Source organism: Rhodoplanes sp. Z2-YC6860 (assembly GCF_001579845.1).
Taxonomy (GTDB): domain Bacteria; phylum Pseudomonadota; class Alphaproteobacteria; order Rhizobiales; family Xanthobacteraceae; genus Z2-YC6860.
Map to the genome: position 1 here is coordinate 5,081,580 of NZ_CP007440.1, position 24,345 is coordinate 5,105,924.

Sequence of the window (24,345 nt, forward strand, 5' to 3'; positions counted from 1 at the left end):
TGCCTAAAGCTCCTCCGGCCGCGGCTTGCGCACCTGATCGATAAACTCCGCGGTGCTGGCGCCAAGGCGCCGATAGTTCGTCCGTGCCTGCCGCAGGCTCAATTCGCCGTTCGGCCCGCCGCGCACCTTGTCGGCGTCGAACTCGTCCTGGCCGGCGTCGGCCCAGGCGCAGACCGGGCACTGCTCCAGCCCGCCGCGCTGCCGCAGCGTGCGGCAGCCGCAGCACGGGCAGCGGTGCAGGCGCAACACGCCGGTGGCGCGCAACGACACCATTTCGCCGCGTTCTGGCGGACTTTCGACCGGATCGGTCATCTGGGCTCCTCTTGGACCCATTGGTCGCGGCGCAGCCCTGGATCGTTCAAATCCGAGGCAACTGTGCGGTTGATCCTTAAGTCAGGCGCTCAAGGCGGGGCGCCGCAGCCGCGGCAAATCCAGAGCTTCTTGTCGAGTTCGCGGTCGCGCTGTATCTGCGTCTCCTCCTGGCCGGTCGGCCGCGTGTCGGCCGGAATGTCGGAGGCGCGCGGCTGCCGGTGGCCGACCGGTGCGGGCGGCACGCCCGACGACGAACCGCTTGCGCTTCCAGTGGTTTCCGGACGCTTGTCCTGGTCCTGCGCGCCGGCGCTCGTGGCGTAGGTCCAAGGCGAAAGGACGACGATGATGAGCAGCGCGATGTGATGCCGGGTGAGCATTCGGCATTCTCCATGTCGGTGGGTGGTCTCGACGTGATGGAAACCCGGATCGTCGCTTTTCCGATCCCAGATACCCGCCACGCAAAATTGCGATAGCGTTCACAACTGCGTGCTGCGCCGCGAAAGGCGCTGCGAAGATGCATGGTGCAACAATCGCCACGCGCCAACGCGCCGCACAATTCGAAGAGATCGAATCAAATCAGTCAGCGACGCTGCTTCATTTTTTAAATCGCGACGGTCACGATGACGTCGCAAACGGGGTGGATAAGTCCGGTCACGGGGAGGAAATAGGCATCGGCGACAACGTTCAGGGAGGACGCACGCCATGAAGCCACAGTATCAGACTCTTCGTTCATTTCACTTGTCGCGCCCCATCGTTCCCTGCGCCCAATGCGGCGAGGCGCTGTTTGCGCCGGAGTGGAGCGAGTATTTCGACGACCACCGCATCCGTCACGTCTGGTCCTGCGACGGCTGCGATTACCGGTTTGAGACGCTCGTGAGCTACCCGACGCCGGGCGCCGCGGCGGCCTGAGCAAAAAGGACCAACCCAACCAGTCTGCCCTGCCCTGCGCCTTCTTGGGCGCTTGCGGCGCGCGCAAAAACAAATCACGCTCCCGGACGCATAATAAAACGTCGAGGGAGCGTCCGATGGTTGGAATGAAACTCATGGCTGCGGTCTGCGCCGCTGTCGCCGTACTGGCGCCGGTGGACGGTGCGCAGGCGCAATCGTCGAAGACACTCCGGATCATCGTCCCCTACACGCCAGGCAGCGGTCCCGACATCATCTCGCGGCTCCTGGGTGAGCAGATCGGCAAGGACGGCGGCCCGACCGTGGTGGTCGAGAACCGTCCCGGCGGCGGCATGACGATCGGTACGGAAGTCGCCGCCCGTGCCGAGCCCGACGGCTCGACGCTCCTCCTTGTCGCCAACGCGTTCACGGTCAACATGGCAGTGAAGCGCGGCAACTTCACGCTCGCGAATTTCGAGCCGGTCTGCAATCTGGCCTCGACGCCAATGCCGCTGGTCGTGCAAGCGTCCGCGCCGTGGAAGACCGTGCAGGAGCTCGTCGCCGACGCCAAGGCCAATCCCGGCAAGATCACCTTTGCGAGCGGTGGGCCTGCGACCTCGCTTCACATCGCCATCGAGGTGCTGCGTCTCGCCACCAAGATCGACACCAACTACGTGCCCTATGGCGGCTCGGGGCCCGCCATCAACGCGCTGATGGGCGGCCACGTGCAGGCGGTGTGGGCCGACTATCCGACCGTGGTGTCGCAGATCAAAGCCGGCACCCTGCGTGCGCTGGTCACGTCCTCGCCGAAACGCATTCCCGAGTTGGCCGATGTGCCGACGCTGAACGAAACCGGCATCGTCAAATACGAGGCCGAAATCTTCTACGGCATCGTCGCGCCGGCCAAGACACCGCCCGATGTGCTGAAAAGCGTCGGCGCCATGCTGACCAAGGCCGCAGCGGCGCCGGAGATCAAAGCCAAGTACGCCCAGCAAGGCCTGTTCCCGGACAACACCTGCGGCGACAAGTTCGGCGCTTTCCTGAAGAACATCACCGCCGACTACGAGCGGATCACGACGGAAGCCGGCATCAAGCCGAACTGATCGGTTTTCATGGTTGTCGACGTGAAAGCCTAGACCTATCTACTCCCGACGCCACTGCCGGCGGCTGGAGGACGGTTTTCGTGACTGACGCCAAAACTTATGAAGGCGGCTGCCATTGCGGCCGCGTGCGCTTTCGCGTCGAGACCACGCTGACGCAAGCCATCGAATGCAACTGCTCGATCTGCGGCAAGCGCGGCGCGCTCTGGGCCCCGCTCAAGGCGCAGCAGTTCACGCTGCTCTCGGGCGAGGATGCGCTCACCGACTACCAGTTCGCCAGGAAAAAGGTCCATCACCTGTTCTGCGAAAATTGCGGCGTCGGTGCATTCTCGCGCGGCGCGGCGCCGAACGGAGAAGAGATGGTGATGGCCAACGTGCGCTGTCTCGATGGCGTCGACATTGCCGAATTGAAGCTCAGACCATTTGACGGAAAAAATCTCTAGCGCGTATCGAGGGCGACAATCATGAGCACGGTCACAACCAAAGACGGCGTCGAGATCTTCTACAAGGACTGGGGCAAGGGTCAACCCATCGTGTTCAGCCACGGCTGGCCGCTGTCCGGCGACGACTGGGACACGCAGATGCTGTTCTTCCTCAAGAACGGCTACCGCGTCATCGCCCATGACCGCCGCGGCCACGGCCGCTCGAGCCAGGTGGCCGACGGCCACGACATGGACCACTACGCCGACGACCTCGCGGCGGTGACCGCCCATCTCGATCTGAAGAATGCCATCCACGTCGGCCACTCCACCGGGGGCGGCGAAGTCGTGCACTACATCGCGCGCCACGGCGAGAGCCGCGTGGCCAAGGCCGCAATCCTCTCCGCAGTCCCGCCCTTGATGGTGAAGACTGCGGCCAATCCCGGCGGTCTGCCCAAAGAGGTGTTCGACGGCCTGCAAGCGCAGCTCGCGGCCAACCGCTCGGTGTTCTATCGCGATCTCGCGGCAGGCCCCTTTTACGGTTTCAACCGCCCGGGCGCGAAGCCGTCGGAAGCGATCATCGAGAACTGGTGGCGGCAGGGCATGATGGGCGGCGCGAAGGCGCACTATGACGGCATCGTCGCCTTCTCGCAGACCGACTTCACCGAGGACTTGAAGAAGATCGACGTGCCGGTGCTGGTGATGCATGGCGACGACGACCAGATCGTGCCTTACGCAGACTCCGGGCCGCTCTCGGCCAAGCTTTTGAAGAACGGCATGCTGAAGACCTACAAGGGCTTCCCGCACGGCATGCCGACCACGCACGCCGAAACGATCAACGCCGACCTGCTGGCCTTCTTCAAATCATGAGAGGCGACGACAATGGCGCGCGTTGCAATGGTGCCACCGGACTCGACCGACAGCGCGGTCCGCAAGGTCTATGATCATGTGCTCAAGCAATGGGGCCGGATCAGCAACTTCTCGCGGGTGCTCGCCCATCAGCCCGCGGCGCTGATGGGCTGGGCGCTGCCGAACGACGCCATCCGGCTCGGCAACGTCAAGGCCGATCCGGACTACGTCAAGATCCAGCAACTCGTGATCATCAAGACATCGGCGCTCAACTGCAGCGCCTATTGCATGTCGCACAACGTGCCGCTCGGCAGGAAGGTCGGTCTCTCCGAGGCGCAGATCAAAGCCGCCCAGGGCCAGGACTACATGGCCTCGCCCGATCTCGACGATCGCCAGAAGGCGGCCGTGCGCTGGGCCGAGGCGGTCACCCGGATGACCGCACGCGACGACGACGAGGCGTTCGCGGCGATGAAGCGGCACTTCACCGAAAAGCAGATCGTCGAGCTCACGGTGTTCTGCGGCATGTGGAATTACTCGAACCGGCTGTGCGAGGCGCTGCACGTTGACCTCGAGCGGCCCGACAAGCGGATCGAGTTTCAGGAAGGCTGAACCGCGTCCGCGTTCAATGGCGCGACCGATTCAAGCCGCCGGCAGACGCCTCGTCCTTCGGCTCCTCCAGCGTCGGAGCTTCGTCATAACCGGCGCGCGAGCTGTAGAAGATCAACGCCATCAGGCCGACGCCGATCACCAGACTGAAGAACACGCCGCCGGCCAGAGCGGCCCAGATGAACGGCGGCAGCTCGGCCTGTTCCGACCTCCACACCGACACGGCAAACGCGACCGCGGCGATCGACAGCGCCACAAGCACCACCAGCAGCAGCACCGTGCCGCGATTCAAGCCTTCCAGAGCCTTTGGTGTTCGCATGGCCGTCCTCTGCTGCTCGCGCGAGGCTGCATGGCTCGCGCCATGAGCCTCGACAAGGGCCTCATCGAGGATAACGGATGCGTGCGGCCGTGTCCGCCACACCATTGCGCCCGCTCGCACGCGCCGGATGCAGCGCGCCCTTGAACGAGGACGCAGCGCTCTCGGCCGCGGCCGTGAGAAACACCGGGATTCCCATGGCTCCGGCAAACCCGGTCAACGTCAATACAAACATGCTCATGATAACCTCCTTCGCGTTGCCGTCACTCACGCGAGCGCATCTTTGATGCCTATGGCTCGCGCGCCGTGACCGGCAGTCTCGTTATTCAGGCTGACCGTGCTGCTGCATGCAGACGCGGTAGTTCTGGCCGATCTGAACGCCCCAGGTGTAGTCGCGCATCTTCGAGGTGGAGTCGTTGCAGTCGCGCAGCGCCTGCGAACGGTCCGGGGTCATCGCTTCCGTGGCATCCTGCGCAGCACCGAAGGCGTTGAAGCCGGCGCGGCTGTTGTGATGACTCGCGGCCAAAGCCGGGCTTGAAGCCGCAGCAACGGCAATGGCGGCAGCGACAATAAGATTGCGGATATTCACGGTCTCCTCCGTCTCAATCGATGGCGGAACGATTGCTCCGTCGATGCGGTGGAAGTGCTCCCGGCGAGCCCTTGTCGGTAGCGACGGGAACCCAAAAACACCTTTCGGCAATTCCGAAAACCGGCCTGATTACAACGCTTCGACCGCGGAAATCCGCGATTTTACGAGATCAGGAGCAGCGCCAAACCACCGGCCCCGGCAGCGGCGTCGGATTATTCAGCGGCGCCGAAAACTGTTCTCGGGATTCCCCGCATTCAGCACCGCGGCTGCAGACGCTAGTTGGTGGGGGCGGACGGCACTCGTCGACCGCAGACGTCAAAGGAATTCAAGGAGACTTTCCATGAAAAACTCAGCCCTTTTCAGCAAGCTTGCGGTGTTCGCACTGGTCGGCAGCCTCGGTGCGGTGACGGCCACGTCGGCCCAGGCCGCTCAGGCCGCGTTCACGCCGTACAACCCGGCTCAGGCCTATACCGGCGATCCGGCCTACGCCCAGGCCCGCGCACAAGCCGTTCGCGAGCCGCGCTATCGCGCGGTGGAGAAGCATGTCGCGCCGCAAGCCGGCCACAACCTGCCTTATGCGGACCGTCCTTACGGCGATCCCGACTCCTGGTAGGCGCAGCGTTACGGAACAGAAAAAGGCGAGCCGAGAGCTCGCCTTTTTGCTTGTTGGTTTGAGCCTGCGCGAGGAGACTGATGTGAGGCGGCCAGCGTACCTATATGTGCTGCCACAGCCGTGCCCGGCTGAAGCAAAGGTCGCCGCTGAGGTCGCCATGGACAGGTTCGATCAGATCACGACATTCGTCCGCGTCGTGGAGCTCGGTGGCTTCTCGGCCGCGGCGCGCGATCTCGGCGTTGCCCCCAGCGTGGTCACGAGCCACGTCCAGGCCCTGGAGCAGCGTCTCGGTGCAAGGCTCCTCAACCGCAACACGCGTCACGTCAACCCCACCGATGTGGGTCAGGCCTATTACCGGCATTGCGTCGACGTGCTGAAACGCTTCGCTCAGGCCGATGGGCTGGTTGAGTCGATGCAGGCAACGCCGCGCGGCCTTCTTCGGATCAACACCTCGATTCCGGTTGGCGACCTGATCACGCCGGTGATCGCCGATTACACGGCGCAGTTTCCCGACGTGTCGGTGCGTATGATCTCGACCGGGCGCGAAGTCGATTTCATCGAGGAGCAGTTCGACGTCTCGATCCGCCACGCGATGCCCGACAACGACAGCCTGATCGTGCGCAAGCTTGCCGAATACGACTACGTGGTCTGCGCGTCGCCGAAATATCTCGAGAGTCATCCGCAGCCGCAGTCGCCGGACGATCTCGCAGCGCAGAACTGCATCCTCTACACCGACTCGAAATTCGGCGACCGCTGGCCGATGTTCCAATCGCATGAGGCGATCACGCCGCACGGCAACCTGCAGACCAACAGCCCGCTGGCGCTGCTGAAGGCCGCCGAGAGCGGCCAGGGCGTCGTGGTGCTGCCATGCTTTACGGCTGCGGCTCCGATCGCGGAAGGCAAGCTCGTCCGGATCCTCAAGGACCACCCAACCGTCCGCTACCCGATTGTGGCGATCCATCCGCATCGGGGCATGGTGCCGACCAGGGCGGTGGTGTTCGTCGACATGGTCGCCAAATATCTGCGGGAGGTGGTGCCGTGCTCGGGGGCTCAGCTCGACGCGCGCACGATGCAAAAACCCGCCGCGCTCAGGCCTGCTGCCAAGGCGCGGACCGCCGGCAAGGTCGCCTGAAAATCGTCAGTGCTCCCGGGAACGCCGTGCCCTTCTGTCATGTTGCTATCGCATGAGCGGAAAAGGCGCACATATCAACATCCTGGGGGAGCGTATCCGGCGCTACTACGAGCACCTGATGACGGATGCCCATACATTCGTGGATGAGCTGCGCAAGGATCTCGAAGGTCCGCAGCGCCAGAGCGGCTCGGACCTGTCTGCAAAACCTGATGGAACATCTGCGCCGGATGCCGCTGCGCGTCCGGCCAAGCGATCCCATTGATCACCGTCGGTCCGCCGGACGAGACCGCTTCATTCAAACCGCACGCCGATCTTGCCGGGCTGTCTCCAGATCACCTGGCAGCTCCGCTGAAGTCTTTCCGGCTTGATCAGCAACGTGAAGTGGTCCGGCACGACAGTCGGCGTGCCGACCTCAAGACCAGCGCCGGTATCCGTCAGGTTTCGGATCGTGCATTCGACGGCCGGCGCGGTGCCAAAGATAATGACGCCGCCCTTGAACGTGCGTTGCCGGGGTAACTTGCGACGCTCTTCCATGGCAGCCATCTCAAGACAGCCGAGACAGTACCGAACCGCCGGTTACGATTCCCGTCGGGATTCCCCGCCGTCAGATTAAATATGCTTAAGCAAGGAGCAGGCAGACGGTTCGTCGTCAGGCCCGGCGTAAGGATTGCCCCGACATGCGCTTGTATGTTGCGCAAGACGCGTCTGTGAAACTCATTTCCCGGAAATGCATTCGCCGGGCGACAGTGACAGCCGTCGGCCCGGCGATAGCCTTGTATAGCGACAGATCGAAGCTTATCGGACGCCGGTCGTCCGCCGATCGAGCTGCAAGTTCTGCAAGCGATCGGTGCTGTTGATGCGATTCATAGCCGGATTCAATTTATCCGGCGGCGGCGGCCCTGGTGGCAACGGCTGTGGGTTGAGCGACACCGCTGAGCCACGGTTCTTGAACGCGTTCAGTTTGTCCGGCGGCGGTCCCGGCGGCAACGGCTGCGGATTGAGCGACACCGCTGAGCCACGGTTCTTGAGCGTGTTCAGTTTATCCGGCGGCGGCCCCGGCGGCAGCGGCTGCGGATTGAGCGACACTGCCGAACCGCGATTGTAATAAGTAGATTTCAGTTTGGTCGTTTTATACCCATCCGGCGGCGGCGGCCCTGGAGGCAAAGGCTGCGGATTGAGCATGCGGTCACCGCCGGTGTTCCTGACCGTCCTCAGATTCTTTGGAGTTTGGTACGTGATCAGCTTCTTCTGAGCCAGGATGCGTTTCTGGGACGCCGTCAAAGTCGTGTGCTTGGTGTCCAACGCAGATGCTTGGTGGGCCGGAATGATCGTGATGGCCAAACAAGTCATGATCGAGAAATATGTCGCCCTTTTCATTATGTCCTCCTGTGAGGGCGAAGACACCGGCATCGGCCGCTGCTTGCCCAGGGGAATGAAAGTCCTTCCACCTCTCTCCATTTCCGATGCGGATGGCCGGCGTGTGAGCATGACCGCCCACCAACCGGCACATGCGAGATTAGCCGAACCCGGTGGGGCGCTAAAGTGAGTTAGGGCACATTCCTTTAGGCCAAGACCTTCCAAGCCGAGACCTTCCAGACCAAGACCTTCCGGGCCGAGACCTTCCGGAGCAAGACGATTGGCCTCTGCGAGCCTCAGCGCCAGCCAAGGCCCGGCGCGACGTGCTTCAGGATCGCCTCGATGACATGGGCGTTGTAATCGACGCCGAGCTGATTGGGCACGGTGAGCAGCAGCGTGTCGGCCTCGGCGATGGCCTCGTCCTGCTTCAATTGCTCGATCAGCACATCCGGTTCGGCGGCGTAACTCCGCCCGAAGATCGCCTGCGTGTTGTCGCCGAGGAAACCGATCTGGTCCTGGCTTTCCTCGCCGTCCCGTCCGAAGTACATGCGGTCACGGTCGTCCATCAGCGCGAAGACGCTGCGGCTGACCGACACCCGCGGCTCGTGCTTGTGTCCGGCCTCCTTCCAGGCCTCGCGGAACGCGCGGATCTGCTCAGCCTGCTGGACATGAAACGGCTTGTCGCTCTCGACCATCTTGAGCGTCGAGCTCTGCAGATGCATGCCGAGCTTGGCACCCCAGACCGCGGTGGCATTGGAGGCCGCGCCCCACCAGATGCGCTCGCGCAAACCTTCGGAATACGGCTCGACACGCAGAAGTCCCGGCGGGTTCGGAAACATCGGTTGCGGGTTCGGCTTGGCGAAGCCCTGGCCGCGGATCACTTCGAGGAAAACTTCAGTGTGGCGTCGCGCCATCTCGGCATCGGTCATGCCCTCGGGCAACGCGAAACCAAAATAGCGCCAGCCGTCGATCACCTGTTCGGGCGAGCCGCGGCTGATGCCGAGTTGCAGACGCCCGCCGGCGATGAGGTCGGCGGCGCCGGCATCCTCCGCCATGTACATTGGGTTCTCGTAGCGCATGTCGATGACCGCGGTGCCGATCTCGATCCGCTTGGTCCTGGCGCCGCAAGCAGCAAGCAACGGAAACGGCGAGCCGAGCTGCCGGGCGAAGTGATGCACCCGGAAGAAGGCGCCGTCCGCGCCGAGCTCCTCGGCCGCGACCGCAAGCTCGATCGATTGCAACAGCGCATCGCCCCCCGTTCGGGTCTGCGACTGGGGCGACGGCGTCCAATGGCCGAAAGAGAGAAAGCCGATCCTTTTCATGGGCACACGGTGTTGGGATGATCCATCTGGTGGGCTGTTCTAGCCCGAAAGGCCGAAGCAGGAACAGCTCGCGTTTCGCCGGCTGCCGATGTGTGACGTCGACCACGTTACGATCAGGCTAACCGGAATAGCTTCAACCCGGCAAAGCCAGTTATCGGGAGTTGCGCGGGCCCATGGGACATGGTGAGCTAACCGGAAGCCTCCAACCAAAATCATTGCCTGGCGCGGTCGAGAGTCCATGACGGAACAAGCTCACCCGCAAACCGACGCGGCCTTGAATTCCGGCAATCTTCTTTATTGGGTCGACCTACTCCGGCAAGCGGGGCTGAGAGACGCGGCGGCAGGTTTTGTCGCTTCCGTCGTCCTGATCGCAAACATCATCTCGTTCGGCGCGCTGATGTTTCACGGCGAGCTCAGCGCCGGAATCCCGATCGCCATCTGGTCGATGCTGGTTGGAGGCTGCATCGGCGGCTTCGTCATTTCGCTGGCAACGTCGTTGCCTCCGATCGCGACTGGAATCGATTCTCCGACCGGCGCGGTCCTCGTTCTGCTGTCGGCCTCCGTATCCAACGTCGTAATCCCGGCCGGCGGCACGCCAGCCGATGCGATTCAGACGACGATGGTCCTGTTCACGGCCGCGACGCTGCTGTCCGGCTTGACCCTCTATCTATTCGGCGCGCTGCGATGGGGCGAGTACTTCCGGTTCGTTCCCTACAGCGTGGTCGCCGGATTCCTGGCCGCGACAGGGCTGTTTCTGTTCTTGGGAGGAGCTCGCATTGCGATCGGGCGGTCGCTGACCGCAAACCCATTCACGCAGTGGACGCTGATCGACGCGGCCAAGATCGGCGCGGGCGTCGCGGCGTTGTTGATTCTTCTCGCCGTTCGCCGATGGATCAAATCCGGGCTGGCGCTGCCGGTCGCCTTGCTGGCGATGTGGCTCTGCAGCGCGGCGGCGCTCCACGTTCTCGGCGCCTCGGAGGCTCATCATGGCTGGTACCTGCCGGCGCTGGGGTCCTTGGCCGCGTGGTCCCCATTCACCGAATGGCACTCGACCCACGTCACGAGGTCCGAAGTCCTCGCTGCTCTGCCGGAGCTCATTGCGGTGGTGCTCGTCGCCGTCGTTTCGCTCGTGACCAAGGTCGCCAGCCTCGAATTGGCGCGACAGGTCCCTGCGGATCTCAATCAGGAATTTCGATGCCACGGCATCGGGAACATGATCGCGGCCCCTTTCGGGGGCCTCGCCAGCAGTCTGCAAACCGGCACCAGCCGGCTACTGGACCACGCGGGCTCGATGACGCGCGCGAGCGGCGCGGTCGCGGCAGCGGTTTTGGGATTGGTCGCCGTGACCAACTTCAACCTGGCGGGGATTGTCCCCCTGCCCGTCATCGTCGGACTGGTTTTCTATCTGGGTTACACCTTCATTGTGGACACGCTTTGGCGTCCGTTCGAACAGCGGGCGTGGCTCGACCTTTCGCTCGCGCTCATCATCATGTCGGTCTGCGTCCTGTACGGCTATCTGGTCGGAGTCCTGGCCGGCATCGTCTGCGCATGCGTGTTGTTTGCCGTCAGCTATTCCCGGCGCGGCGTGGTGCGCCGGCACGCGACACGCGCCACGTTCGCGAGCTACGTCACGCGGCCCCCCGAGCTTTCGAAATATCTTCAGGAAGCCGGCGCCAAGATTCAAATCTATTGGCTGAGCGGACACATTTTCTTCGGCTCAGCCGAGAGCCTTTTCGAACGCGTTCGCGGCGACATTGCAAAGCTGCCGCCGGGTGAACCGAAGTATCTGGTGCTGGATTTCGAGATGGTTTCAGGCGCCGACACATCGGCCATCCTGAGCATCACCAAGATTCGGGACTTCTGTCTGAAGCACAAGATCGTCTTCGTCTGCGCATCGGCGACGCCGTCCATCGAGGCGGCGCTGCAACGAAGCGGCTGCTTCAAGCACCCGAAAGGCGCGTTTGCCGATCTGAATGTGGCGGTGGCCTGGTGCGAAGATCAATTGCTGGCTTCGGCGGACGTGAGTCCGTCCGCCGGAGAGGAATTCGAGAGCTGGCTGAAGCAGCAGCTCGGCTCACAGGTCTCGCTGCCCGACTTGTTCGCCTATCTCGAAATCAAATCCATCGAAGGATCGGAAGTGATCTATCGCCAGGGCGACCCGGCCGACACGATGGATATCGTGGCGGAAGGAGCGCTGGTGGTCGATGTCGCCAACGAGCACGGCGAGACGGTGCGCGTGAGGCGCATCGACACCCACTCGGTCGTCGGCGAAATGGGATTTTTCAGGCGCGCCGCGCGCTCTGCGACGGTTTCGTCGGACGGACCGGCCAAGCTGTTCACGCTCAGCCGGGCGAATTTTGACAGGATGCGTCAGGAACGGCCCGATCTCGCCTACGCCTACGACGACTTCATCGTCTCGACGATGGCGGACCGGGTCGACATCGCCAACCGCTCGCTCACCGCGCTGCGGCGCTAGGCCTCGGCCGTCAGGCCGACTTCCGCTTTGCCTTGGCGCGCGACACGGGCGCGGCAACCACTTTGCTCTCTTTGGCCTCTTTGCCCTGCTTGGCCTTGCCGCCCTCGATCGGAAACTTGAATTGCGGCTGGCGGCGCAGATCGTCCTGCTTGGCTTTCGACTTGCCTGACGCGCTCTTCTTCGCGCTCGCGGCGCCGCCGCCCTCGGCAAGGCTTTTCCGCAGCGCATCCATCAGATTGACGACGTTGGTCGCAGCCTTCGCTGGCGCCTCGGTGTGGATCACCGCGCCTTTCTGCTTCTTGGCGACGAGTTCGCGCAACGCTGTCTCGTAACGGTCTTCGAATTTCTCCGGCTCGAAGTGGCCCTGCTTCCCCTTCATGATCTGGTGCGCCATGCCGAGCATCTCGCGGTCGATCTTGATATTGGGAATCTCGGCAAACAGCGGCGCTTCCTTCTTGACCTCGTAAGGATAGAGCAGCGTGGTGCCGACCATGCCTTTGCTGCGCGGCCGCAGCGCAATCATGTGCTCGCGTGAGCCGAACACCACGCGACCGATCCCGACCATGCCCTTCTCGTTCAGCGCTTCGCGGATCACCGAGAACGCCTCGGCGGCATGGTCCTGTTCGCCCGGCAGGATGTAGTACGGCGTGTTGTAGTAGAGCTCGTCGATCTCGCTGTCGGGAACGAACGACACGATGTCGATCGTGTGGTTGGTGTCGAGCGCGATCTCCTCGAGCTCGTCCGGCTCGAACTGGACGTACGAGTCCTTCTCGAACTGGAAGGCCTTCACGATGTCCTCGGTGGGCACCTCTTCGTTGGTCGAGGCATCGACCTTCTTGTATTTGATACGGTTGCCGGTGCGCTTGTTGAGCTGATTGAAGCTGATCTTGTCCTTCTCCGACGTCGCCGAATGCAGTTCGATCGGACAGGTGACGAGAGAGAGGCGCAGATTGCCTTTCCAATACGGACGCGCGGCCATCGGACACTCCACAACGCAACTGGCTACTGGATTGTTGAAAATATAAGCCAATTGCGCGGTTCCGGCACCGGGAACGGACCGCGAATGCCGGGAACGGCGTTAACGAAACCGCGCATGAAAAAATCCCTCCCCTTGTGGGGAGGGATGCTGCCGCTCGCAATCGATAGTGTTGCTGCGCTTCAGCGCGCCGGCATGTCGCTGAACATCACGCCGCCCTTGGCCTTGTCGGTCTTCGGCGTCTCGACCAGCGTGATGACCACGGCGTCAGCCGGCACCTTGAAGTTCTTCACCATCGCGTCGGTGATGTCTTTGCAGAGCGCGGCCTTCTGTTCCTGGGGACGTGAGCCTGCGGCGTAGATGACGATCTCGGGCATGATTGTTCCTCCTGTCGATGCCTTCGCGGCGCACTATAGCGGGCACATCAGGCCAGCAATACTCCCGCTCTGCGGCGCTGAACGCCGAGCACTTCATCGTGACCCGCCCTCACCCCCCTTCGCCCATCCTATAGATTGCTGCAATAATCCCGCCCGCTGGGGTGTTTACCGGCTGTCGCCGTTTTCACGGTTTGCTTGGAGGAATGGGCATATGAATATCCACTCGAAACTACCGCAGGACATCATCGGGCTTGTGACGCCCGCGCCGGTGTCGCGGCGCGGCTTCTTCATGACCGCGTCAGCGGCCGCGGCCGCGGGCTATACGCTCGCCGCCGGTCCGGTGCGCGCGCAGGCCATCACCACCGACACCACGGGGCTCAAGGCGGGCGACGCCACCGTGAAGGTCAGCGGTGGCGACATGCCGCTCTATTTCGCGCGGCCGGAGAAGGCGAACAATCCGCCGGTGATCCTGGTGGCGATGGAGATTTTCGGTCTGCACGAATACATCAAGGACGTGACGCGCCGCCTGGCCAAGGCCGGCGCATTTGCGATCGCGCCGAACTACTATTTCCGCTCCGGCCAGGATCTGACGAAGATCACCGAGATGCCGAAGCTGATGCCGATCGTGAACGCCAAGCCCGACGCCGAACTGTTCTCCGATCTCGACGCCACCGTGGCCTGGGCGAAGGCGCAAGGCGGCAACACCGGAAAGCTCGCGATCCTGGGTTTCTGCCGCGGCGGCCGCACGGTGTGGGAATACGCGGTGCACAACAAGAACCTGAAAGCCGGCGTCGCGTTCTACGGCTCGCTGGTCGATCCGCCGGCGCAGAAGGCCATCTGGCCGAAGAGCCCGAGCGAACTCGCAGCCGAAGTGAAGGCGCCGGTGCTGGGCCTCTATGGCGAAGCCGACCAGGGCATCTCGGTCGATCAGGTCAATGCAATGAAGGAAGCTCTCGCCAAGGCCAAGAAGACGGCCGAGTTCAAGATCTATCCCGGCGCGCCGCACGGCTTCCACGCCGACTACCGGCCGAGCTACCGCAAGGAAGCCGCCGAGGACGGCTGGAAGCTCGCGATCGAATGGCTGAAGAAGTACAAGGTGCTGGCTTAGCACTCGAGAACACGACGTCCTCCCTTCCTGCGAAGGGAGGACACTTTCTCATCGGATGCATCTCAACGTCGAGACAACGAACACAGGCGCAGTGAACCGACGGGGACAATCATGATGCTCAACCGCAGAAACCTTCTGGCGTCGCTTGGACCGGCTGCCGGTGTCACGCTCGTCTCACCCGCATTCGCTCCTCTCGCATACGCCCAGGCGCCCGCCATGAGCCGACCGACCGCTTTCGCGTTTTCGTTCCTGGGTCTCGACGGCGGCAGCCTTCGCCTGGCCGAGCATGCCGGCAAGCCGATCCTGATCGTCAACACCGCCTCGCAATGCGGCTACACCCCGCAATACGCCGGGCTGCAGGAGCTGTGGAAGCGTTACCGCGACAAGGGCCTCCTGATCATCGGCGTGCCGTCCAACGACTTCGGCGGCCAGGAGCCGGGCGGCCCCGCCGAGATCAACAAGACGGCTCATGACGAATATGGCGTGAGCTTCCCGCTCGCCGCCAAGGCAGAAGTTCGCGGGGCCCAGGCGCATCCGTTCTACAAGTGGGCCGCGCTCGAGCGACCCGGCGACGGCCCACGCTGGAATTTCCACAAGTATCTGATCGGCCGCGACGGCCGCATCGCCGCGGTGTTCTCGACCCAGGTCGAGCCGACCGACCCCAAGGTCATCGCCGCGATCGAAAAGGAATTGCAATAGCCCGCGCTGGCGACCGGCCAGCGCGCGAGATCGCGCCCAGCGAATCAGTTGCGAAATTTCGCGCTGCGAGCGGTCGCTTTGCCAAGTTCCGCGTTCATCCGGCGGCAAGGCTCCGTCCATGTAGGCTTTGCTCCGCAGCCGTTTAGTCCACAAAAGTCGCGATTTTTTGCGAAGAATCCTGGTTCCTTTCGCTGAAATCTTCTCGATAGCGGTCGCCTGGTTCAAATCATTTGGCATTCATTGACTTGGCCGCCGAATAGCTTCATTCCATCCGCTAGGCCCTTCCGGGGGCTCATTCATTTAGTCGACTTGGAGGTCATGATGCGCGGTGCAGCAGCGTTTGCATTGGCGATGTCGGCGTCTCTGTTGGTTCTCGGTCCTGCGTCCGCCCAGAACGCGCCCCCACTGGTGCCGGCTCCGACGCTCGCTCCAGCCCCCTCGCTCGATCCCGCGGCTGCGCCGACGCTCGCTCCCGCGCCCCTCGCCCCGGCTCCTGCCCCGCTTGCTCCGGCTCCCGCGCCGACCCGCGCCGCGGCCCCGACGCCCTCTCCGACCACCGGTCAATCGCTCCGTCCGACCCCGGCCGCCGCGACGGCCCCGGCGATCGCCCCGCAGCAGCAACAGCGCCCCGCCGCCATCGCGGTTGCGCAACCGGCCTGCACCAACCCGAATGCGCTTGGCGTTGCGCGCACCGTCGAGATCGACACCAGCGGCGGTCCGGGCTTTGGCTTCGAGCACTTCAAGCAGCACGACTTCCTCAAGGACAAAGAGGTGGTGTTGACCTTCGACGACGGCCCTTGGGTGACCACGCCGGCCGTACTGAAGGCGCTCGCCGACGAATGCGTGAGGGCGACGTTCTTCTCCATCGGCAAGCACGCCACCTACTATCCGGAAATCCTCCGCCAGGTGGTGAAGGCCGGCCACACGGTCGGCTCCCACACCTGGTCGCACGCCGACCTGTCGAAGCTGACGCCGGAACAGGCCAAGGACGAGATCGAGAAGTCGATCAGCGCGGTGAAATGGGCGCTGGAAGATGCGGGCCCCGAGGCGCCGTTCTTCCGCTTCCCGGCGCTTCGGCATCCGCCCGAGATGGTCACCTATCTGGGTCAGCGCAACATCTCGATGTTCTCGACCGACATCGACTCGTTCGACTTCAAGATCAAGGACCATCCCGACAAGATCATCGCGTCGATCATGTCCAAGCTCGCCAAGCGCGGCAAAGGCATCATTCTGATGCACGACTTCCAGAAGGGCACGGCGCACGCGATGCCGAAGCTGCTCGCCGATCTGAAGGCCGGCGGCTACAAGATCGTGCACATGCGGCCGGCCAACCCCTCGGTGACGACGCTGCCGGAGTATGACGAGGCGCTCAGCAAGGAGCTCGCCAAGGAAAACCAGCTGCCGACCGTAAGCCAGCGCCCGACCTCGAGCGTGGTCAAGACGGTCGACTGAACGAGATAACAAAGGCGTCAAACAAAAACCCTGAAGGGGCGGCTCGCGCCGCCCCTTTCTTTTTATGGCCGGCTTCGGATAATTGCGCGACATGGCCCTGCCCGATCGCATCGAAGGTCTCGCCATCGTCTCCGACGACGGCATGATCGCGGACGCAAGCGGCGTTCAGCCCGAGGCGTTGAAGCTCGAGGCCGACCAGCGCTACTTCCGCCACATGCTCGATCAGGCGGCGGCGCTGGTTCATGGCAAGAACTCCGGCGAAGGCGGCCCGGACGCGGCGCGGCGGACGCGGCTGATCCTGACCCACCGGGTGGCGGGGCTTGCGCCCGCTTCTGGCGTGCCGCGCGCCATGTTGTGGAATCCGGCGGGCGCCAGCCTCAACGAGGCTTGGGATGCGCTCGGCCTTTCGGGCCGGCTTCTCACGGTGATCGGCGGCACCGGACCGTTTGGCGAATTTCTCCCCCGCTACGACGCCTTCCACCTGAGCCGCGCCCAGGGCGTCCGGCTGCCGGGTGGGATGCCGGTGTTTCCCGGCATCCCACCTGCGGCGCCCGAGGATTTGCTCGCCAGCCATGGACTCAAACCCGCGCCGGTGCAGGCCCTCGACACCGCGGCAGGCCTCGTTCTGACGGTGTGGCGACGCTGATTGTCCACAGCTGTGGACATGCTGTGGGAATCGCCAGTCCTCAGAAAGCTCGTGACAAATCACGACGAATCAGAACTTATCCACAGCTGGATTTTGATTTTTCAGTCACGCGGTTCGGCGGCGTTGTGAATGAACGCCGATCCGTTCCGAGGTTCCTCCCGCGTGGCGTATCAAACTTGGGGCGGCGCAACTCGCGCCGCCCTCTTTCATTGCAGAAGGAGTGTCAGCGACGGTCCACGGCGGTCGTGCCCGAGCCCACCGCGACGACCAGCAGCAGCCCGCCGATCACCGACAGATTCTTCAGCGCCTGGACCAGATTGGTCTGGAAGGCTTCGCCGGTCATGTCCCAGAAATGATGGGCGACCACAACCGTCAGCGCGGTGAAGATGATCAGCAGGGCCGCGCCCCACCGCGCCTTGAGGCCGACCAGCACCATCAAGGCCCCGAGCACCTCGACGCCGGAGACCAGATAGGCCAGCGCCTCGTATTTCGGAATGGTGGAGTATTGGGCGAGATAGGTCGTGACCTGATCCGGGATCGGCACATTGAGGCCTTCCAAATATTTTGCGGTCCCAGCGATATCCATCAGCTTCTGGACGCCGGAAACAACGAAGACAAGCGACAGAAAAATACGGCCGATCGTATAGACGGCATTCATGGTCTCGATCTCCCTGCCCGCGAAACGAGGGGACAATGACCTCTCCGCCCGCGGAGAGGTCATGCAATGCTTCAGACGCCACCCGGCGTTAGTCTCGGTTGTTCAACCGCCGTTTGATCCGGCGCTTCGCACAGAAGCGCCTGGACGAGCCGTTCGATCTCAATAGCAATTGCGGGAATGAACACGCATATAGCTGCCGTCGCGACGACGTAGCCAGCAACCATCCTGATACCAGTAATAGCCAGCCCGGCGCGGCTCCATCGAGCCGCCAATCGCGGCTCCCGCCGCCGCGCCGATAATTCCGCCAGCCACCGCGCCACCGGCCCGGCCGGTCGCAGCCCCACCGATAATGGCGCCCGCGGCGCCGCCCAGAAGGGCGCCACCCAGTGCGTCCTGCGCCGCAGCCGGTTGCACAGGCACCGCAGTGGCGATCATGGTCAGCGTCAGTGCCGCCGTCAGAATACGCGTCATGTCGTGATTCCTCCCGATCAGTCCACCCGGAGGCAAGTTAACAGACGTCCATTCGGAGGTTCAATGGCATACCGGTTGCGCCCACAGGCATGGACAGGCCGGCTAAACGGCGGCGGCGACCGCGGCCACGTCCTCCTTGAGCGGCTCGGTCTCGCGCTTCTTGAGCGGATCGATGGCATCGACCAGTTTCAAGAACACCGGGCCCGGCAACGGCGGCGCGAACACATAGCCCTGCGCCGCCCGGATGCCGAGTTCGCGCAGATGCACGACCTGCTCGAAGCTCTCGACGCCCTCCGCCACCACGTCCATGCGCATGTTCTGCGCGAGATCGACCAGCGTCTCGATGATGGTGTTGGAGTTGCGGTCGATGCCGATTGAGTCGATGAAGAGCTTGTCGATCTTAATGATGTCGGCGCCAAGCTTGAGCATGTAGGACAGGCCGCTGTGGCCTGAGCCCACGTCGTCGATCGCGACCTTGCAGCCGAGCCCTTGCAGAGCCGCGATCACGCGCCGCGTCTCGGTGAGGTTCTCGATCGGCTGGCGCTCGGTCACTTCGAGCACGAGCTGCGACATCTTCAACGGCGAACGCTTGAAAATGGTGCGCACGTCATCGACGATTTCTTCACTGGCGAAGTGCTGCGCCGTGAGATTGAAGCCCAGCGTGACGTGCGGCCGCTTGCCGAGCGCCTGCCCGGCCTCCTGCAAGGTGCGCCGCATCAGCGAACGTGTCAGCTCGATGATCAGGCCGCTCGACTCCGCGAGCGGGATAAAGCTTGCCGGCGGCACGATGCTGCCGTCGGGCTTGCGCCAGCGCACCAGCACCTCGGCGCCGCGCAGCCGCCCGGAGCGGATGTCGACGATCGGCTGGAAGTACGGCACGAACTCGCCGGCCCCGAGCGCCCGCTCGATATCGGCAATCGGATTGGCGCGCTCGCGCCGTGGCAGCAGCATGCTCAGTGCCAGAATGAAGATCGCGAGCAATCCGCTGGCAACCGCGCCGATGGTGCGGAGATCACCCTGCCCGGATCCGACATTGCCCGGCGGCGCGGTGATGTGAGTGCGGAGCGGGTAACGGCTCGACGACAGGTCCACCACCAGCAGATCGCCGGCGTTGGTGTTCGCGTCCCCCATATGGCCGGACTCGGCGATCAGCGCACCGCCCGAGGTCAGCATCCGCGCATGGAAGTTCATGGGCTCGCCGCTGTTGGAGACCTGAGGCACGAACAGCAGCGCAGGAACCAGCGCCGCAACGCTGTACGCGGCACCGACGTTGGCTTTGCGGAAGCGGACCCAAGGGCCCGAGATCCCGGCGTCCGTCCCGAACTTGATCACTTCCATCAGATAGGAGCTGCCGGCGGCGAGCGGCTCCGACGAAACCACCTGCCGCTGATCGGACTGGTTGCCGACGTCGCTGCAGAGCGTCTTGCCGTCGGGATCGACGATCGAGAACTCTTTGACTGCGGCGGTCGTGAAGTTTGCCCGCCGCAGCGCCTCGATATCGGCTGGCTTGCAGGAATCGATGCCGCGCTTGGCGACGTCGTCCAGGGCCGCGAGCACACGGTCGACGCGCGCCTCCGACAGCGCCATGTGACGGCGCGCCGCAAGCTCGAGTTCCTGCCGACCTTGTCGCTCGACCAGGCCGCTCAGCCAAATGTTGAACGCCGCCACCGGCGGTCCCGCAAGGGCGACGCCGATAGCGATCGCTGCGAGCAACTTGCGTCTCGGCGACACCTAAACTCCACACAACTCCAAAGCACCTCCAGATTGAAGGAGCAGTGTTAAGGGCGGCTTAAGCTTAAGATTTGACGGCGGAATTGCGGCAAGTTGGGCAGCCGCATTTACACCGGGTTAACGAAACGACGACGCCCGTTGCGGCTTGGCCGGGGCCGGCACCATCTCGGCCACAGGCTCCATGGCGTCGAGCAATTGCAGGAATGAGCCGGCCGGCAACGGCGGCGCAAACACATAGCCCTGGGCCGCGGCAACGCCGCGCTCGCGCAGGTAGGTGACCTGGTCGAAGTCCTCGACGCCTTCGGCGACGATCTCCATGCGCATGTTCTTGGCGAGATCGATCAGCGTCTCGATGGTGGCCTTCGAATGGCCCTCGGAGCCGAGCGCGTGCACGAACACCTTGTCGATCTTGATGATGTCGACGCCGAGCTTGAGGATATAGGACAGCCCGCTGTGTCCGGTGCCGGCATCGTCGATTGCGACCTTGCAGCCCATGCCTTGCAGCGCCGCGATGGTCTTGCGCATGGCGGTGAGATTGTCGATGCGGTGGCGCTCCGTCAGCTCCAGCACGATCTGCGTGAGCTTGATCTGCGAATTGTCGAATATGGTGCCGACATCGTTGATGATCATCGCATCGTCGAAATGCTGGGGCGCGACGTTGAAGGCAACGCTGACGCGCGGCCGCTTGCCGATCGCTGCGCCAATATCATCGCGCACCCGCCGCATCAGCGACCGTGTCAGGTCGAGCGACAGCCCGCTGGATTCGATCAGTGCCGCGAAAGCGGCCGGCTCGATGAAGCTGCCGTCGGCGCGCTTCCAGCGCACCAGCACCTCGGCACCCAGCAGCTTGCCGGTCTGGATATCGACCACCGGCTGATAGTACGGCACGAACTGGTCTGACAGAATCGCCTTGGCCAACTCTGCGGTGCCACTGGCCGGCTGCCTGGCTCGTCGCAACGCAAACAGCAGGATGACGATCGCGGTCACGCCGGTCACCAGCATGGCGATGCGCCGCAACGCGTCCTGATCGGCGATCAGGCCACCTACTGGCAGCGATACGGTGACGGTCAGGCCGTAGGGCTGGGAGCGGAGCCTGACGTGACGCTGCTCCTGCTCGGAATTCACTTTGCCGGCTTCGCTGACCACAGCGCCGTCCGGCATGGTCAGCCGGACCGCGCCGTCGAGCCGACCGCCCCGCAACGAAACCTGGGGCAGCAACAGCGCCGTGGGGATCACGGCAGCGATGCTCGGCTTGTCGGCCTGTCCGACCTTGCGGACCCGCAGCAGGCGCTCGCTGCCCTCGCCGATGCGAACGAGTTCGAGCAAGATGTCTCGATCTGTCGCAGCAACCGAAGCGATCACCTGCTGCCGCACTTGCAGGCCGCTGTCGGTGCACGCGACCTGGCCGTTCTGCCCGATCAGCAGCAACTCCTTGAATGGGCCGCTCCGCAGCACCGCGCGGCGCATGGCCTCGACCTGCGCGGGTCTGCAGGAGTCGATGCCGTTCGTCGACAGATCGTTGATCGCGGTGACGGCCTCACCGATCTGCGTGTCCGCATAGCCCAGCGCCCAGGCGGCGGTGACCGCGGTTTCGTCTTCGCCCTGGCCTCTGAGCCAGGCATTGAAAAGCAGCACCGGCACGCTTGCGGCGATGATGCCCAAGACAACGGCCAAAACGCTCAGATTTGACTGCTTGAAGTGACGCAACGTCGGCCTCGGAAGATTCCGCCGAACAATGGGCAAACCGCGTAAAGGTCGGTTTAAGTCGAGGCTTTTCCTGGAACCGCGGGTGCCGCGGCCGAACCGCCGTGGTTATCGGCCGGTAAATGCGGTGCGAGGGCGCGCGAAATTTTCATGTGCCATCAAGGGACCGCATCCCTTGACCGTCCGCCACAAAACCGCGCCAACTGGCGGGCGATGCGCCTGTGAGAAGCGCCACCTCGGGGAGTTTTTGACGATGCGGACCGGATCGTTGTTTTCAGGCTGTGGTTGCTGCGTCACCGGATTTGCGGCGTCCGGCCCGATGCCCAGCCGGCGCAAGGTTCTGACCGGCGGCATGGCCAGTCTCGGTGCAGCCGCAGCGCTATCCGCTCCAGCGCTGGCGCAAACCGCGCCGAAAACCCGCATCGACGTGCATCATCATTTCGTTCCGCCGGTCCATGCCGACGCCATGGCGACGCGACGAAGCGGCGGCCGGCCGCCGAAATGGACGCCGCAGATGTCGCTCGACGAGATGGACAAGAGCGGCATCGCGACCGCGATCGTGTCGCTGGTGCAGCCCGCCACCTGGTTCGCCGACGACGTGCCGCTGTCGCGCAAGCTCGGCCGCGAGTGTAACGAGTATGGCGCGAAGCTCGTGCAGGATTATCCCGGCCGCTTCGGTCTGTTCGCGGTGATCTCGCCGCCCGACACCGAGGGCAGCCTCAAGGAAATCGAATACGCGCTCGACACGCTGAAGGCCGACGGCATCGGCCTGATGACGAGCTACGACAACAAGTATCTCGGCGACCCGTCGTTCGAGCCGGTCTATGCCGAGCTCAACCGGAGAAAGACGCTGGTCTATGTTCATCCGACCACGCCGAACTGCTGCCGGGCGGTGACAGCCGGCATTCCGCCTTCGACCATCGAATACGCCACCGACTCGACGCGCACCATCGGCCAGCTGGTGATGAGCGGGCTGTCGGTGAAGTACCCCGACATCCGCTGGCTGTTTTCGCACTCCGGCGGCACGCTGCCGTTTCTTGCCGGGCGCTTCGTGCGGCTCGCCGAAGAGCGCAAGCCGGCGCACCTGCCGAACGGACCGATGCCGGAATTCCGCCGGTTCTACTATGAACTGGCGCAAGGCAACACGCCTGGACAGATCGCTGCGCTGCTCAAAATGGTGCCGATGTCGCAGGTGCTCTACGGCACCGACTATCCGTTCCGCGACGGCGCCGAAATCAACGAAGGCATCGCGGCCTACGGCTTCAATCCCGCCGACGTCCGCTCGATCGAGCGTGAGGTCGCGATCAAGCTTATTCCGCGCCTCAAGCAAACTTAAATCCGCGAGAGCCCGCTTGACCTGATTTTCGAATGCGCCAAGGTTACGGCGCAGGAATATGTGCGCCCGCAAGAGGCGCGTTGGGAGGAGTGAAATGACTGTGACCGGAATGGGTGGCGCTTCGCGGCGCAAGTTCTTTGCCAGCTGCGCGTGTTGCGAGCCGACGTCGGCCCGAAGCGCACTGCCGATGGAGCGCCGCAGCTTCCTTGCGGGCGGACTTGCCGCGCTCGGTCTCGGCACCGTTGCTGCGCCGGCGGTGCAGGCGCAGCCGGCCAAAACCCGGATCGACGTGCATCATCACTTTCTGCCGCCAACGCATCGCGAAGCGCTCACCAAGCACAAGATGGGCGCGCCGAAATGGTCGCCGCAGATGTCGCTGGAAGAGATGGACAAGAGCGGCATCGCGGTCGCTGTGCTGTCGCAGGTGCAGCCCGGCACCTGGTTCGGCGACGCGCAGGAATCGCGGTCGCTGAGCCGCGCCATCAACGAATACGGCGCCAAGCTCGTGCAGGAGCATCCCGGCCGGTTCGGCCTGTTCGCCACCATCACGCCGCTCGATGTCGAGGGCAGCCTGAAGGAGATCGAATACGCGTTCGACACGTTGAAAGCCGATGGCATCGGCCTGCTCACGAGTTACGACAGCAAGTATCTCGGTGATGCATCGTTCGCGCCGGTCTATGCCGAACTCGATCGCCGCAAGGCCGTGATCTACGTGCATCCGCTGGCGCCGAACTGCTGCGCCGACGTGGTGCCGGGCATTCCGCCGGGCTCGATCGAGTACGCCACCGACTCGACACGCACCATTGCGCATCTCGTGTTCACCGGCATGTCGCAGAAGTATCCGAACATCCGTTGGATCTTCTCGCATTCCGGCGGCACGCTGCCGTTTCTCACGCAGCGCTTCATCCAGCAGCAGAAGGTGCAGAAGCATCCGCACCTGCCGAACGGCCCGATCCCGGAATTCCAGAAGTTCTATTACGAACTGGCGCAGGGCAACACCAAGGCGCAGCTTGCCGGCCTGTCCGACCTCGTCGGCGTGTCGCAAATGCTCTACGGCACCGATTATCCGTATCGCGATGGCGCCGAAGTGAACGACGGCATCGCGGCGTGGAAGTTCTCCGCGGCCGATCTGCGGTCGATCGAGAACGAGACGGCGCGGAAACTTTTGCCGAAGCTGAAGTTCGCTTAACTGAGGACCGACGGCAACGCCGC

General features: G+C 63.6%; 29 protein-coding genes. 15 read left to right on the plus strand and 14 right to left on the minus strand.

The genetic code is table 11. The features are described 5' to 3' along the window. Positions 1 to 3: 3 nt before the first annotated feature. Complete coding sequence (locus tag RHPLAN_RS23805; RefSeq protein WP_198164463.1) at positions 4 to 312, minus strand: CPCC family cysteine-rich protein; 309 nt, start codon at positions 310 to 312, stop codon at positions 4 to 6. An 89-nt stretch (positions 313 to 401) separates the two neighbouring features. After that, the gene (locus RHPLAN_RS23810) at positions 402 to 689 is read right to left on the minus strand and encodes a hypothetical protein (RefSeq protein ID WP_068022902.1); all 288 of its coding nucleotides are present in this window, start codon (positions 687 to 689) and stop codon (positions 402 to 404) included. Between the two features lie 325 nt (positions 690 to 1,014). Between RHPLAN_RS23810 and RHPLAN_RS39585 the strand changes: the two genes are divergently transcribed. The 5 genes from RHPLAN_RS39585 (at position 1,015) to RHPLAN_RS23830 (ending at position 4,174) form a co-directional block, all read left to right on the plus strand. Then, positions 1,015 to 1,221, plus strand: a complete 207-nt coding sequence (locus RHPLAN_RS39585; protein ID WP_157100438.1) for a hypothetical protein — start codon at positions 1,015 to 1,017, stop codon at positions 1,219 to 1,221. Positions 1,222 to 1,337: 116 nt separating this feature from the next. Next, positions 1,338 to 2,300: a Bug family tripartite tricarboxylate transporter substrate binding protein gene (locus tag RHPLAN_RS23815; RefSeq protein WP_084245432.1), complete on the plus strand. Its 963-nt coding sequence runs from the start codon at positions 1,338 to 1,340 to the stop codon at positions 2,298 to 2,300. Between the two features lie 80 nt (positions 2,301 to 2,380). Then, entirely contained in the window at positions 2,381 to 2,740 is a 360-nt protein-coding gene (locus tag RHPLAN_RS23820; protein WP_068022908.1) for a GFA family protein, read from the plus strand. 21 nt (positions 2,741 to 2,761) lie between these two features. Beyond that, positions 2,762 to 3,586: an alpha/beta fold hydrolase gene (locus RHPLAN_RS23825; protein WP_068022909.1), complete on the plus strand. Its 825-nt coding sequence runs from the start codon at positions 2,762 to 2,764 to the stop codon at positions 3,584 to 3,586. Between the two features lie 12 nt (positions 3,587 to 3,598). Beyond that, positions 3,599 to 4,174: a carboxymuconolactone decarboxylase family protein gene (locus RHPLAN_RS23830; protein WP_084245434.1), complete on the plus strand. Its 576-nt coding sequence runs from the start codon at positions 3,599 to 3,601 to the stop codon at positions 4,172 to 4,174. A gap of 13 nt (positions 4,175 to 4,187) precedes the next feature. On the opposite strand, the gene RHPLAN_RS23835 is transcribed toward RHPLAN_RS23830, so the two are convergent. From RHPLAN_RS23835 to RHPLAN_RS23845, 3 genes are all read right to left on the minus strand, one after another. Next, positions 4,188 to 4,490 carry a hypothetical protein gene (locus RHPLAN_RS23835; RefSeq protein WP_084245436.1) on the minus strand — a complete coding sequence of 101 codons (303 nt, stop codon included), beginning with the start codon at positions 4,488 to 4,490 and terminating at the stop codon, positions 4,188 to 4,190. 61 nt (positions 4,491 to 4,551) lie between these two features. Beyond that, positions 4,552 to 4,728 carry a hypothetical protein gene (locus tag RHPLAN_RS23840; RefSeq protein WP_157100439.1) on the minus strand — a complete coding sequence of 59 codons (177 nt, stop codon included), beginning with the start codon at positions 4,726 to 4,728 and terminating at the stop codon, positions 4,552 to 4,554. 81 nt (positions 4,729 to 4,809) lie between these two features. Further along, positions 4,810 to 5,076 carry a hypothetical protein gene (locus tag RHPLAN_RS23845; protein WP_068022915.1) on the minus strand — a complete coding sequence of 89 codons (267 nt, stop codon included), beginning with the start codon at positions 5,074 to 5,076 and terminating at the stop codon, positions 4,810 to 4,812. A gap of 340 nt (positions 5,077 to 5,416) precedes the next feature. Here RHPLAN_RS23845 and RHPLAN_RS23850 point away from each other — a divergent pair, with 340 nt between their 5' ends. The 3 genes from RHPLAN_RS23850 (at position 5,417) to RHPLAN_RS23860 (ending at position 7,083) form a co-directional block, all read left to right on the plus strand. After that, complete coding sequence (locus RHPLAN_RS23850) at positions 5,417 to 5,689, plus strand: hypothetical protein (RefSeq protein WP_068022918.1); 273 nt, start codon at positions 5,417 to 5,419, stop codon at positions 5,687 to 5,689. Between the two features lie 157 nt (positions 5,690 to 5,846). Next, the gene (locus RHPLAN_RS23855; protein ID WP_068022921.1) at positions 5,847 to 6,821 is read left to right on the plus strand and encodes a LysR family transcriptional regulator; all 975 of its coding nucleotides are present in this window, start codon (positions 5,847 to 5,849) and stop codon (positions 6,819 to 6,821) included. Positions 6,822 to 6,873: 52 nt separating this feature from the next. Next, entirely contained in the window at positions 6,874 to 7,083 is a 210-nt protein-coding gene (locus tag RHPLAN_RS23860) for a hypothetical protein (RefSeq protein WP_068022924.1), read from the plus strand. Between the two features lie 29 nt (positions 7,084 to 7,112). Here the strand turns inward: RHPLAN_RS23860 and RHPLAN_RS23865 are convergent, their stop codons facing one another. The 3 genes from RHPLAN_RS23865 to RHPLAN_RS23880 form a co-directional block, all read right to left on the minus strand. Beyond that, positions 7,113 to 7,355, minus strand: a complete 243-nt coding sequence (locus RHPLAN_RS23865; RefSeq protein WP_068022927.1) for a PilZ domain-containing protein — start codon at positions 7,353 to 7,355, stop codon at positions 7,113 to 7,115. Between the two features lie 261 nt (positions 7,356 to 7,616). After that, on the minus strand, positions 7,617 to 8,198 hold the full coding sequence (locus tag RHPLAN_RS39590; RefSeq protein WP_157100440.1) for a hypothetical protein: 582 nt from the start codon (positions 8,196 to 8,198) through the stop codon (positions 7,617 to 7,619). A 275-nt stretch (positions 8,199 to 8,473) separates the two neighbouring features. Then, a complete protein-coding gene (locus tag RHPLAN_RS23880; protein WP_068022937.1) occupies positions 8,474 to 9,499 on the minus strand; it encodes an LLM class flavin-dependent oxidoreductase in 1,026 nt (341 codons plus the stop codon). A 238-nt stretch (positions 9,500 to 9,737) separates the two neighbouring features. Between RHPLAN_RS23880 and RHPLAN_RS23885 the strand changes: the two genes are divergently transcribed. Beyond that, positions 9,738 to 11,975, plus strand: coding sequence for an SLC26A/SulP transporter family protein (locus RHPLAN_RS23885; RefSeq protein WP_068022940.1), 2,238 nt, complete (start codon positions 9,738 to 9,740; stop codon positions 11,973 to 11,975). A gap of 10 nt (positions 11,976 to 11,985) precedes the next feature. Here the strand turns inward: RHPLAN_RS23885 and ku are convergent, their stop codons facing one another. Beyond that, a complete protein-coding gene (gene ku, locus RHPLAN_RS23890; RefSeq protein ID WP_068022943.1) occupies positions 11,986 to 12,954 on the minus strand; it encodes a non-homologous end joining protein Ku in 969 nt (322 codons plus the stop codon). 179 nt (positions 12,955 to 13,133) lie between these two features. Further along, complete coding sequence (locus RHPLAN_RS23895; protein WP_068022947.1) at positions 13,134 to 13,328, minus strand: tautomerase family protein; 195 nt, start codon at positions 13,326 to 13,328, stop codon at positions 13,134 to 13,136. A 211-nt stretch (positions 13,329 to 13,539) separates the two neighbouring features. Between RHPLAN_RS23895 and RHPLAN_RS23900 the strand changes: the two genes are divergently transcribed. The 4 genes from RHPLAN_RS23900 to RHPLAN_RS23915 all read left to right on the plus strand — a co-directional run bounded on the left by RHPLAN_RS23900 (position 13,540) and on the right by RHPLAN_RS23915 (position 17,233). Beyond that, positions 13,540 to 14,436 carry a dienelactone hydrolase family protein gene (locus RHPLAN_RS23900; protein WP_068022950.1) on the plus strand — a complete coding sequence of 299 codons (897 nt, stop codon included), beginning with the start codon at positions 13,540 to 13,542 and terminating at the stop codon, positions 14,434 to 14,436. Between the two features lie 114 nt (positions 14,437 to 14,550). Next, on the plus strand, positions 14,551 to 15,135 hold the full coding sequence (locus RHPLAN_RS23905; protein ID WP_068031747.1) for a glutathione peroxidase: 585 nt from the start codon (positions 14,551 to 14,553) through the stop codon (positions 15,133 to 15,135). Between the two features lie 321 nt (positions 15,136 to 15,456). Then, on the plus strand, positions 15,457 to 16,587 hold the full coding sequence (locus tag RHPLAN_RS23910; RefSeq protein ID WP_068031750.1) for a polysaccharide deacetylase family protein: 1,131 nt from the start codon (positions 15,457 to 15,459) through the stop codon (positions 16,585 to 16,587). 91 nt (positions 16,588 to 16,678) lie between these two features. Continuing rightward, the gene (locus tag RHPLAN_RS23915) at positions 16,679 to 17,233 is read left to right on the plus strand and encodes a dihydrofolate reductase family protein (RefSeq protein WP_068022953.1); all 555 of its coding nucleotides are present in this window, start codon (positions 16,679 to 16,681) and stop codon (positions 17,231 to 17,233) included. A 223-nt stretch (positions 17,234 to 17,456) separates the two neighbouring features. Here RHPLAN_RS23915 and RHPLAN_RS23920 read toward each other — a convergent pair whose 3' ends face one another. From RHPLAN_RS23920 to RHPLAN_RS23935, 4 genes are all read right to left on the minus strand, one after another. Then, on the minus strand, positions 17,457 to 17,891 hold the full coding sequence (locus RHPLAN_RS23920) for a DoxX family protein (RefSeq protein ID WP_068022956.1): 435 nt from the start codon (positions 17,889 to 17,891) through the stop codon (positions 17,457 to 17,459). 159 nt (positions 17,892 to 18,050) lie between these two features. Further along, on the minus strand, positions 18,051 to 18,362 hold the full coding sequence (locus tag RHPLAN_RS23925) for a YMGG-like glycine zipper-containing protein (RefSeq protein WP_068022959.1): 312 nt from the start codon (positions 18,360 to 18,362) through the stop codon (positions 18,051 to 18,053). Positions 18,363 to 18,464: 102 nt separating this feature from the next. After that, positions 18,465 to 20,093 (minus strand): EAL domain-containing protein, encoded by a 1,629-nt coding sequence (locus RHPLAN_RS23930; RefSeq protein ID WP_157100441.1) that lies wholly within the window; start codon positions 20,091 to 20,093, stop codon positions 18,465 to 18,467. Between the two features lie 117 nt (positions 20,094 to 20,210). After that, entirely contained in the window at positions 20,211 to 21,767 is a 1,557-nt protein-coding gene (locus RHPLAN_RS23935) for an EAL domain-containing protein (protein WP_198164464.1), read from the minus strand. A 349-nt stretch (positions 21,768 to 22,116) separates the two neighbouring features. Between RHPLAN_RS23935 and RHPLAN_RS23940 the strand changes: the two genes are divergently transcribed. Next, positions 22,117 to 23,133 (plus strand): amidohydrolase family protein, encoded by a 1,017-nt coding sequence (locus tag RHPLAN_RS23940; protein WP_068022969.1) that lies wholly within the window; start codon positions 22,117 to 22,119, stop codon positions 23,131 to 23,133. A gap of 94 nt (positions 23,134 to 23,227) precedes the next feature. Beyond that, entirely contained in the window at positions 23,228 to 24,322 is a 1,095-nt protein-coding gene (locus tag RHPLAN_RS23945; RefSeq protein ID WP_198164465.1) for an amidohydrolase family protein, read from the plus strand. The last annotated feature ends 23 nt before the right edge of the window (positions 24,323 to 24,345 follow it).

What these genes read in the sequence shown, in the direction of transcription:
- RHPLAN_RS23805 (WP_198164463.1), bottom strand. Translation starts at nt 312, where the DNA reads ATGACCGATCCGGTCGAAAGTCCGCCAGAACGCGGCGAAATGGTGTCG.
- RHPLAN_RS23945 (WP_198164465.1), top strand. Translation starts at nt 23,228, where the DNA reads ATGACTGTGACCGGAATGGGTGGCGCTTCGCGGCGCAAGTTCTTTGCC.
- RHPLAN_RS23910 (WP_068031750.1), top strand. Translation starts at nt 15,457, where the DNA reads ATGCGCGGTGCAGCAGCGTTTGCATTGGCGATGTCGGCGTCTCTGTTG.
- RHPLAN_RS23925 (WP_068022959.1), bottom strand. Translation starts at nt 18,362, where the DNA reads ATGACGCGTATTCTGACGGCGGCACTGACGCTGACCATGATCGCCACT.
- RHPLAN_RS23940 (WP_068022969.1), top strand. Translation starts at nt 22,117, where the DNA reads ATGCCCAGCCGGCGCAAGGTTCTGACCGGCGGCATGGCCAGTCTCGGT.
- RHPLAN_RS23905 (WP_068031747.1), top strand. Translation starts at nt 14,551, where the DNA reads ATGCTCAACCGCAGAAACCTTCTGGCGTCGCTTGGACCGGCTGCCGGT.
- RHPLAN_RS39590 (WP_157100440.1), bottom strand. Translation starts at nt 8,198, where the DNA reads ATGAAAAGGGCGACATATTTCTCGATCATGACTTGTTTGGCCATCACG.
- RHPLAN_RS23835 (WP_084245436.1), bottom strand. Translation starts at nt 4,490, where the DNA reads ATGCGAACACCAAAGGCTCTGGAAGGCTTGAATCGCGGCACGGTGCTG.
- RHPLAN_RS23830 (WP_084245434.1), top strand. Translation starts at nt 3,599, where the DNA reads ATGGCGCGCGTTGCAATGGTGCCACCGGACTCGACCGACAGCGCGGTC.
- RHPLAN_RS23825 (WP_068022909.1), top strand. Translation starts at nt 2,762, where the DNA reads ATGAGCACGGTCACAACCAAAGACGGCGTCGAGATCTTCTACAAGGAC.
- RHPLAN_RS23855 (WP_068022921.1), top strand. Translation starts at nt 5,847, where the DNA reads ATGGACAGGTTCGATCAGATCACGACATTCGTCCGCGTCGTGGAGCTC.
- RHPLAN_RS23860 (WP_068022924.1), top strand. Translation starts at nt 6,874, where the DNA reads ATGAGCGGAAAAGGCGCACATATCAACATCCTGGGGGAGCGTATCCGG.
- RHPLAN_RS23840 (WP_157100439.1), bottom strand. Translation starts at nt 4,728, where the DNA reads ATGAGCATGTTTGTATTGACGTTGACCGGGTTTGCCGGAGCCATGGGA.
- RHPLAN_RS39585 (WP_157100438.1), top strand. Translation starts at nt 1,015, where the DNA reads ATGAAGCCACAGTATCAGACTCTTCGTTCATTTCACTTGTCGCGCCCC.
- RHPLAN_RS23810 (WP_068022902.1), bottom strand. Translation starts at nt 689, where the DNA reads ATGCTCACCCGGCATCACATCGCGCTGCTCATCATCGTCGTCCTTTCG.
- RHPLAN_RS23915 (WP_068022953.1), top strand. Translation starts at nt 16,679, where the DNA reads ATGGCCCTGCCCGATCGCATCGAAGGTCTCGCCATCGTCTCCGACGAC.
- RHPLAN_RS23885 (WP_068022940.1), top strand. Translation starts at nt 9,738, where the DNA reads ATGACGGAACAAGCTCACCCGCAAACCGACGCGGCCTTGAATTCCGGC.
- RHPLAN_RS23900 (WP_068022950.1), top strand. Translation starts at nt 13,540, where the DNA reads ATGAATATCCACTCGAAACTACCGCAGGACATCATCGGGCTTGTGACG.
- RHPLAN_RS23865 (WP_068022927.1), bottom strand. Translation starts at nt 7,355, where the DNA reads ATGGAAGAGCGTCGCAAGTTACCCCGGCAACGCACGTTCAAGGGCGGC.
- RHPLAN_RS23880 (WP_068022937.1), bottom strand. Translation starts at nt 9,499, where the DNA reads ATGAAAAGGATCGGCTTTCTCTCTTTCGGCCATTGGACGCCGTCGCCC.
- RHPLAN_RS23895 (WP_068022947.1), bottom strand. Translation starts at nt 13,328, where the DNA reads ATGCCCGAGATCGTCATCTACGCCGCAGGCTCACGTCCCCAGGAACAG.
- RHPLAN_RS23920 (WP_068022956.1), bottom strand. Translation starts at nt 17,891, where the DNA reads ATGAATGCCGTCTATACGATCGGCCGTATTTTTCTGTCGCTTGTCTTC.
- ku (WP_068022943.1), bottom strand. Translation starts at nt 12,954, where the DNA reads ATGGCCGCGCGTCCGTATTGGAAAGGCAATCTGCGCCTCTCTCTCGTC.
- RHPLAN_RS23815 (WP_084245432.1), top strand. Translation starts at nt 1,338, where the DNA reads ATGGTTGGAATGAAACTCATGGCTGCGGTCTGCGCCGCTGTCGCCGTA.
- RHPLAN_RS23850 (WP_068022918.1), top strand. Translation starts at nt 5,417, where the DNA reads ATGAAAAACTCAGCCCTTTTCAGCAAGCTTGCGGTGTTCGCACTGGTC.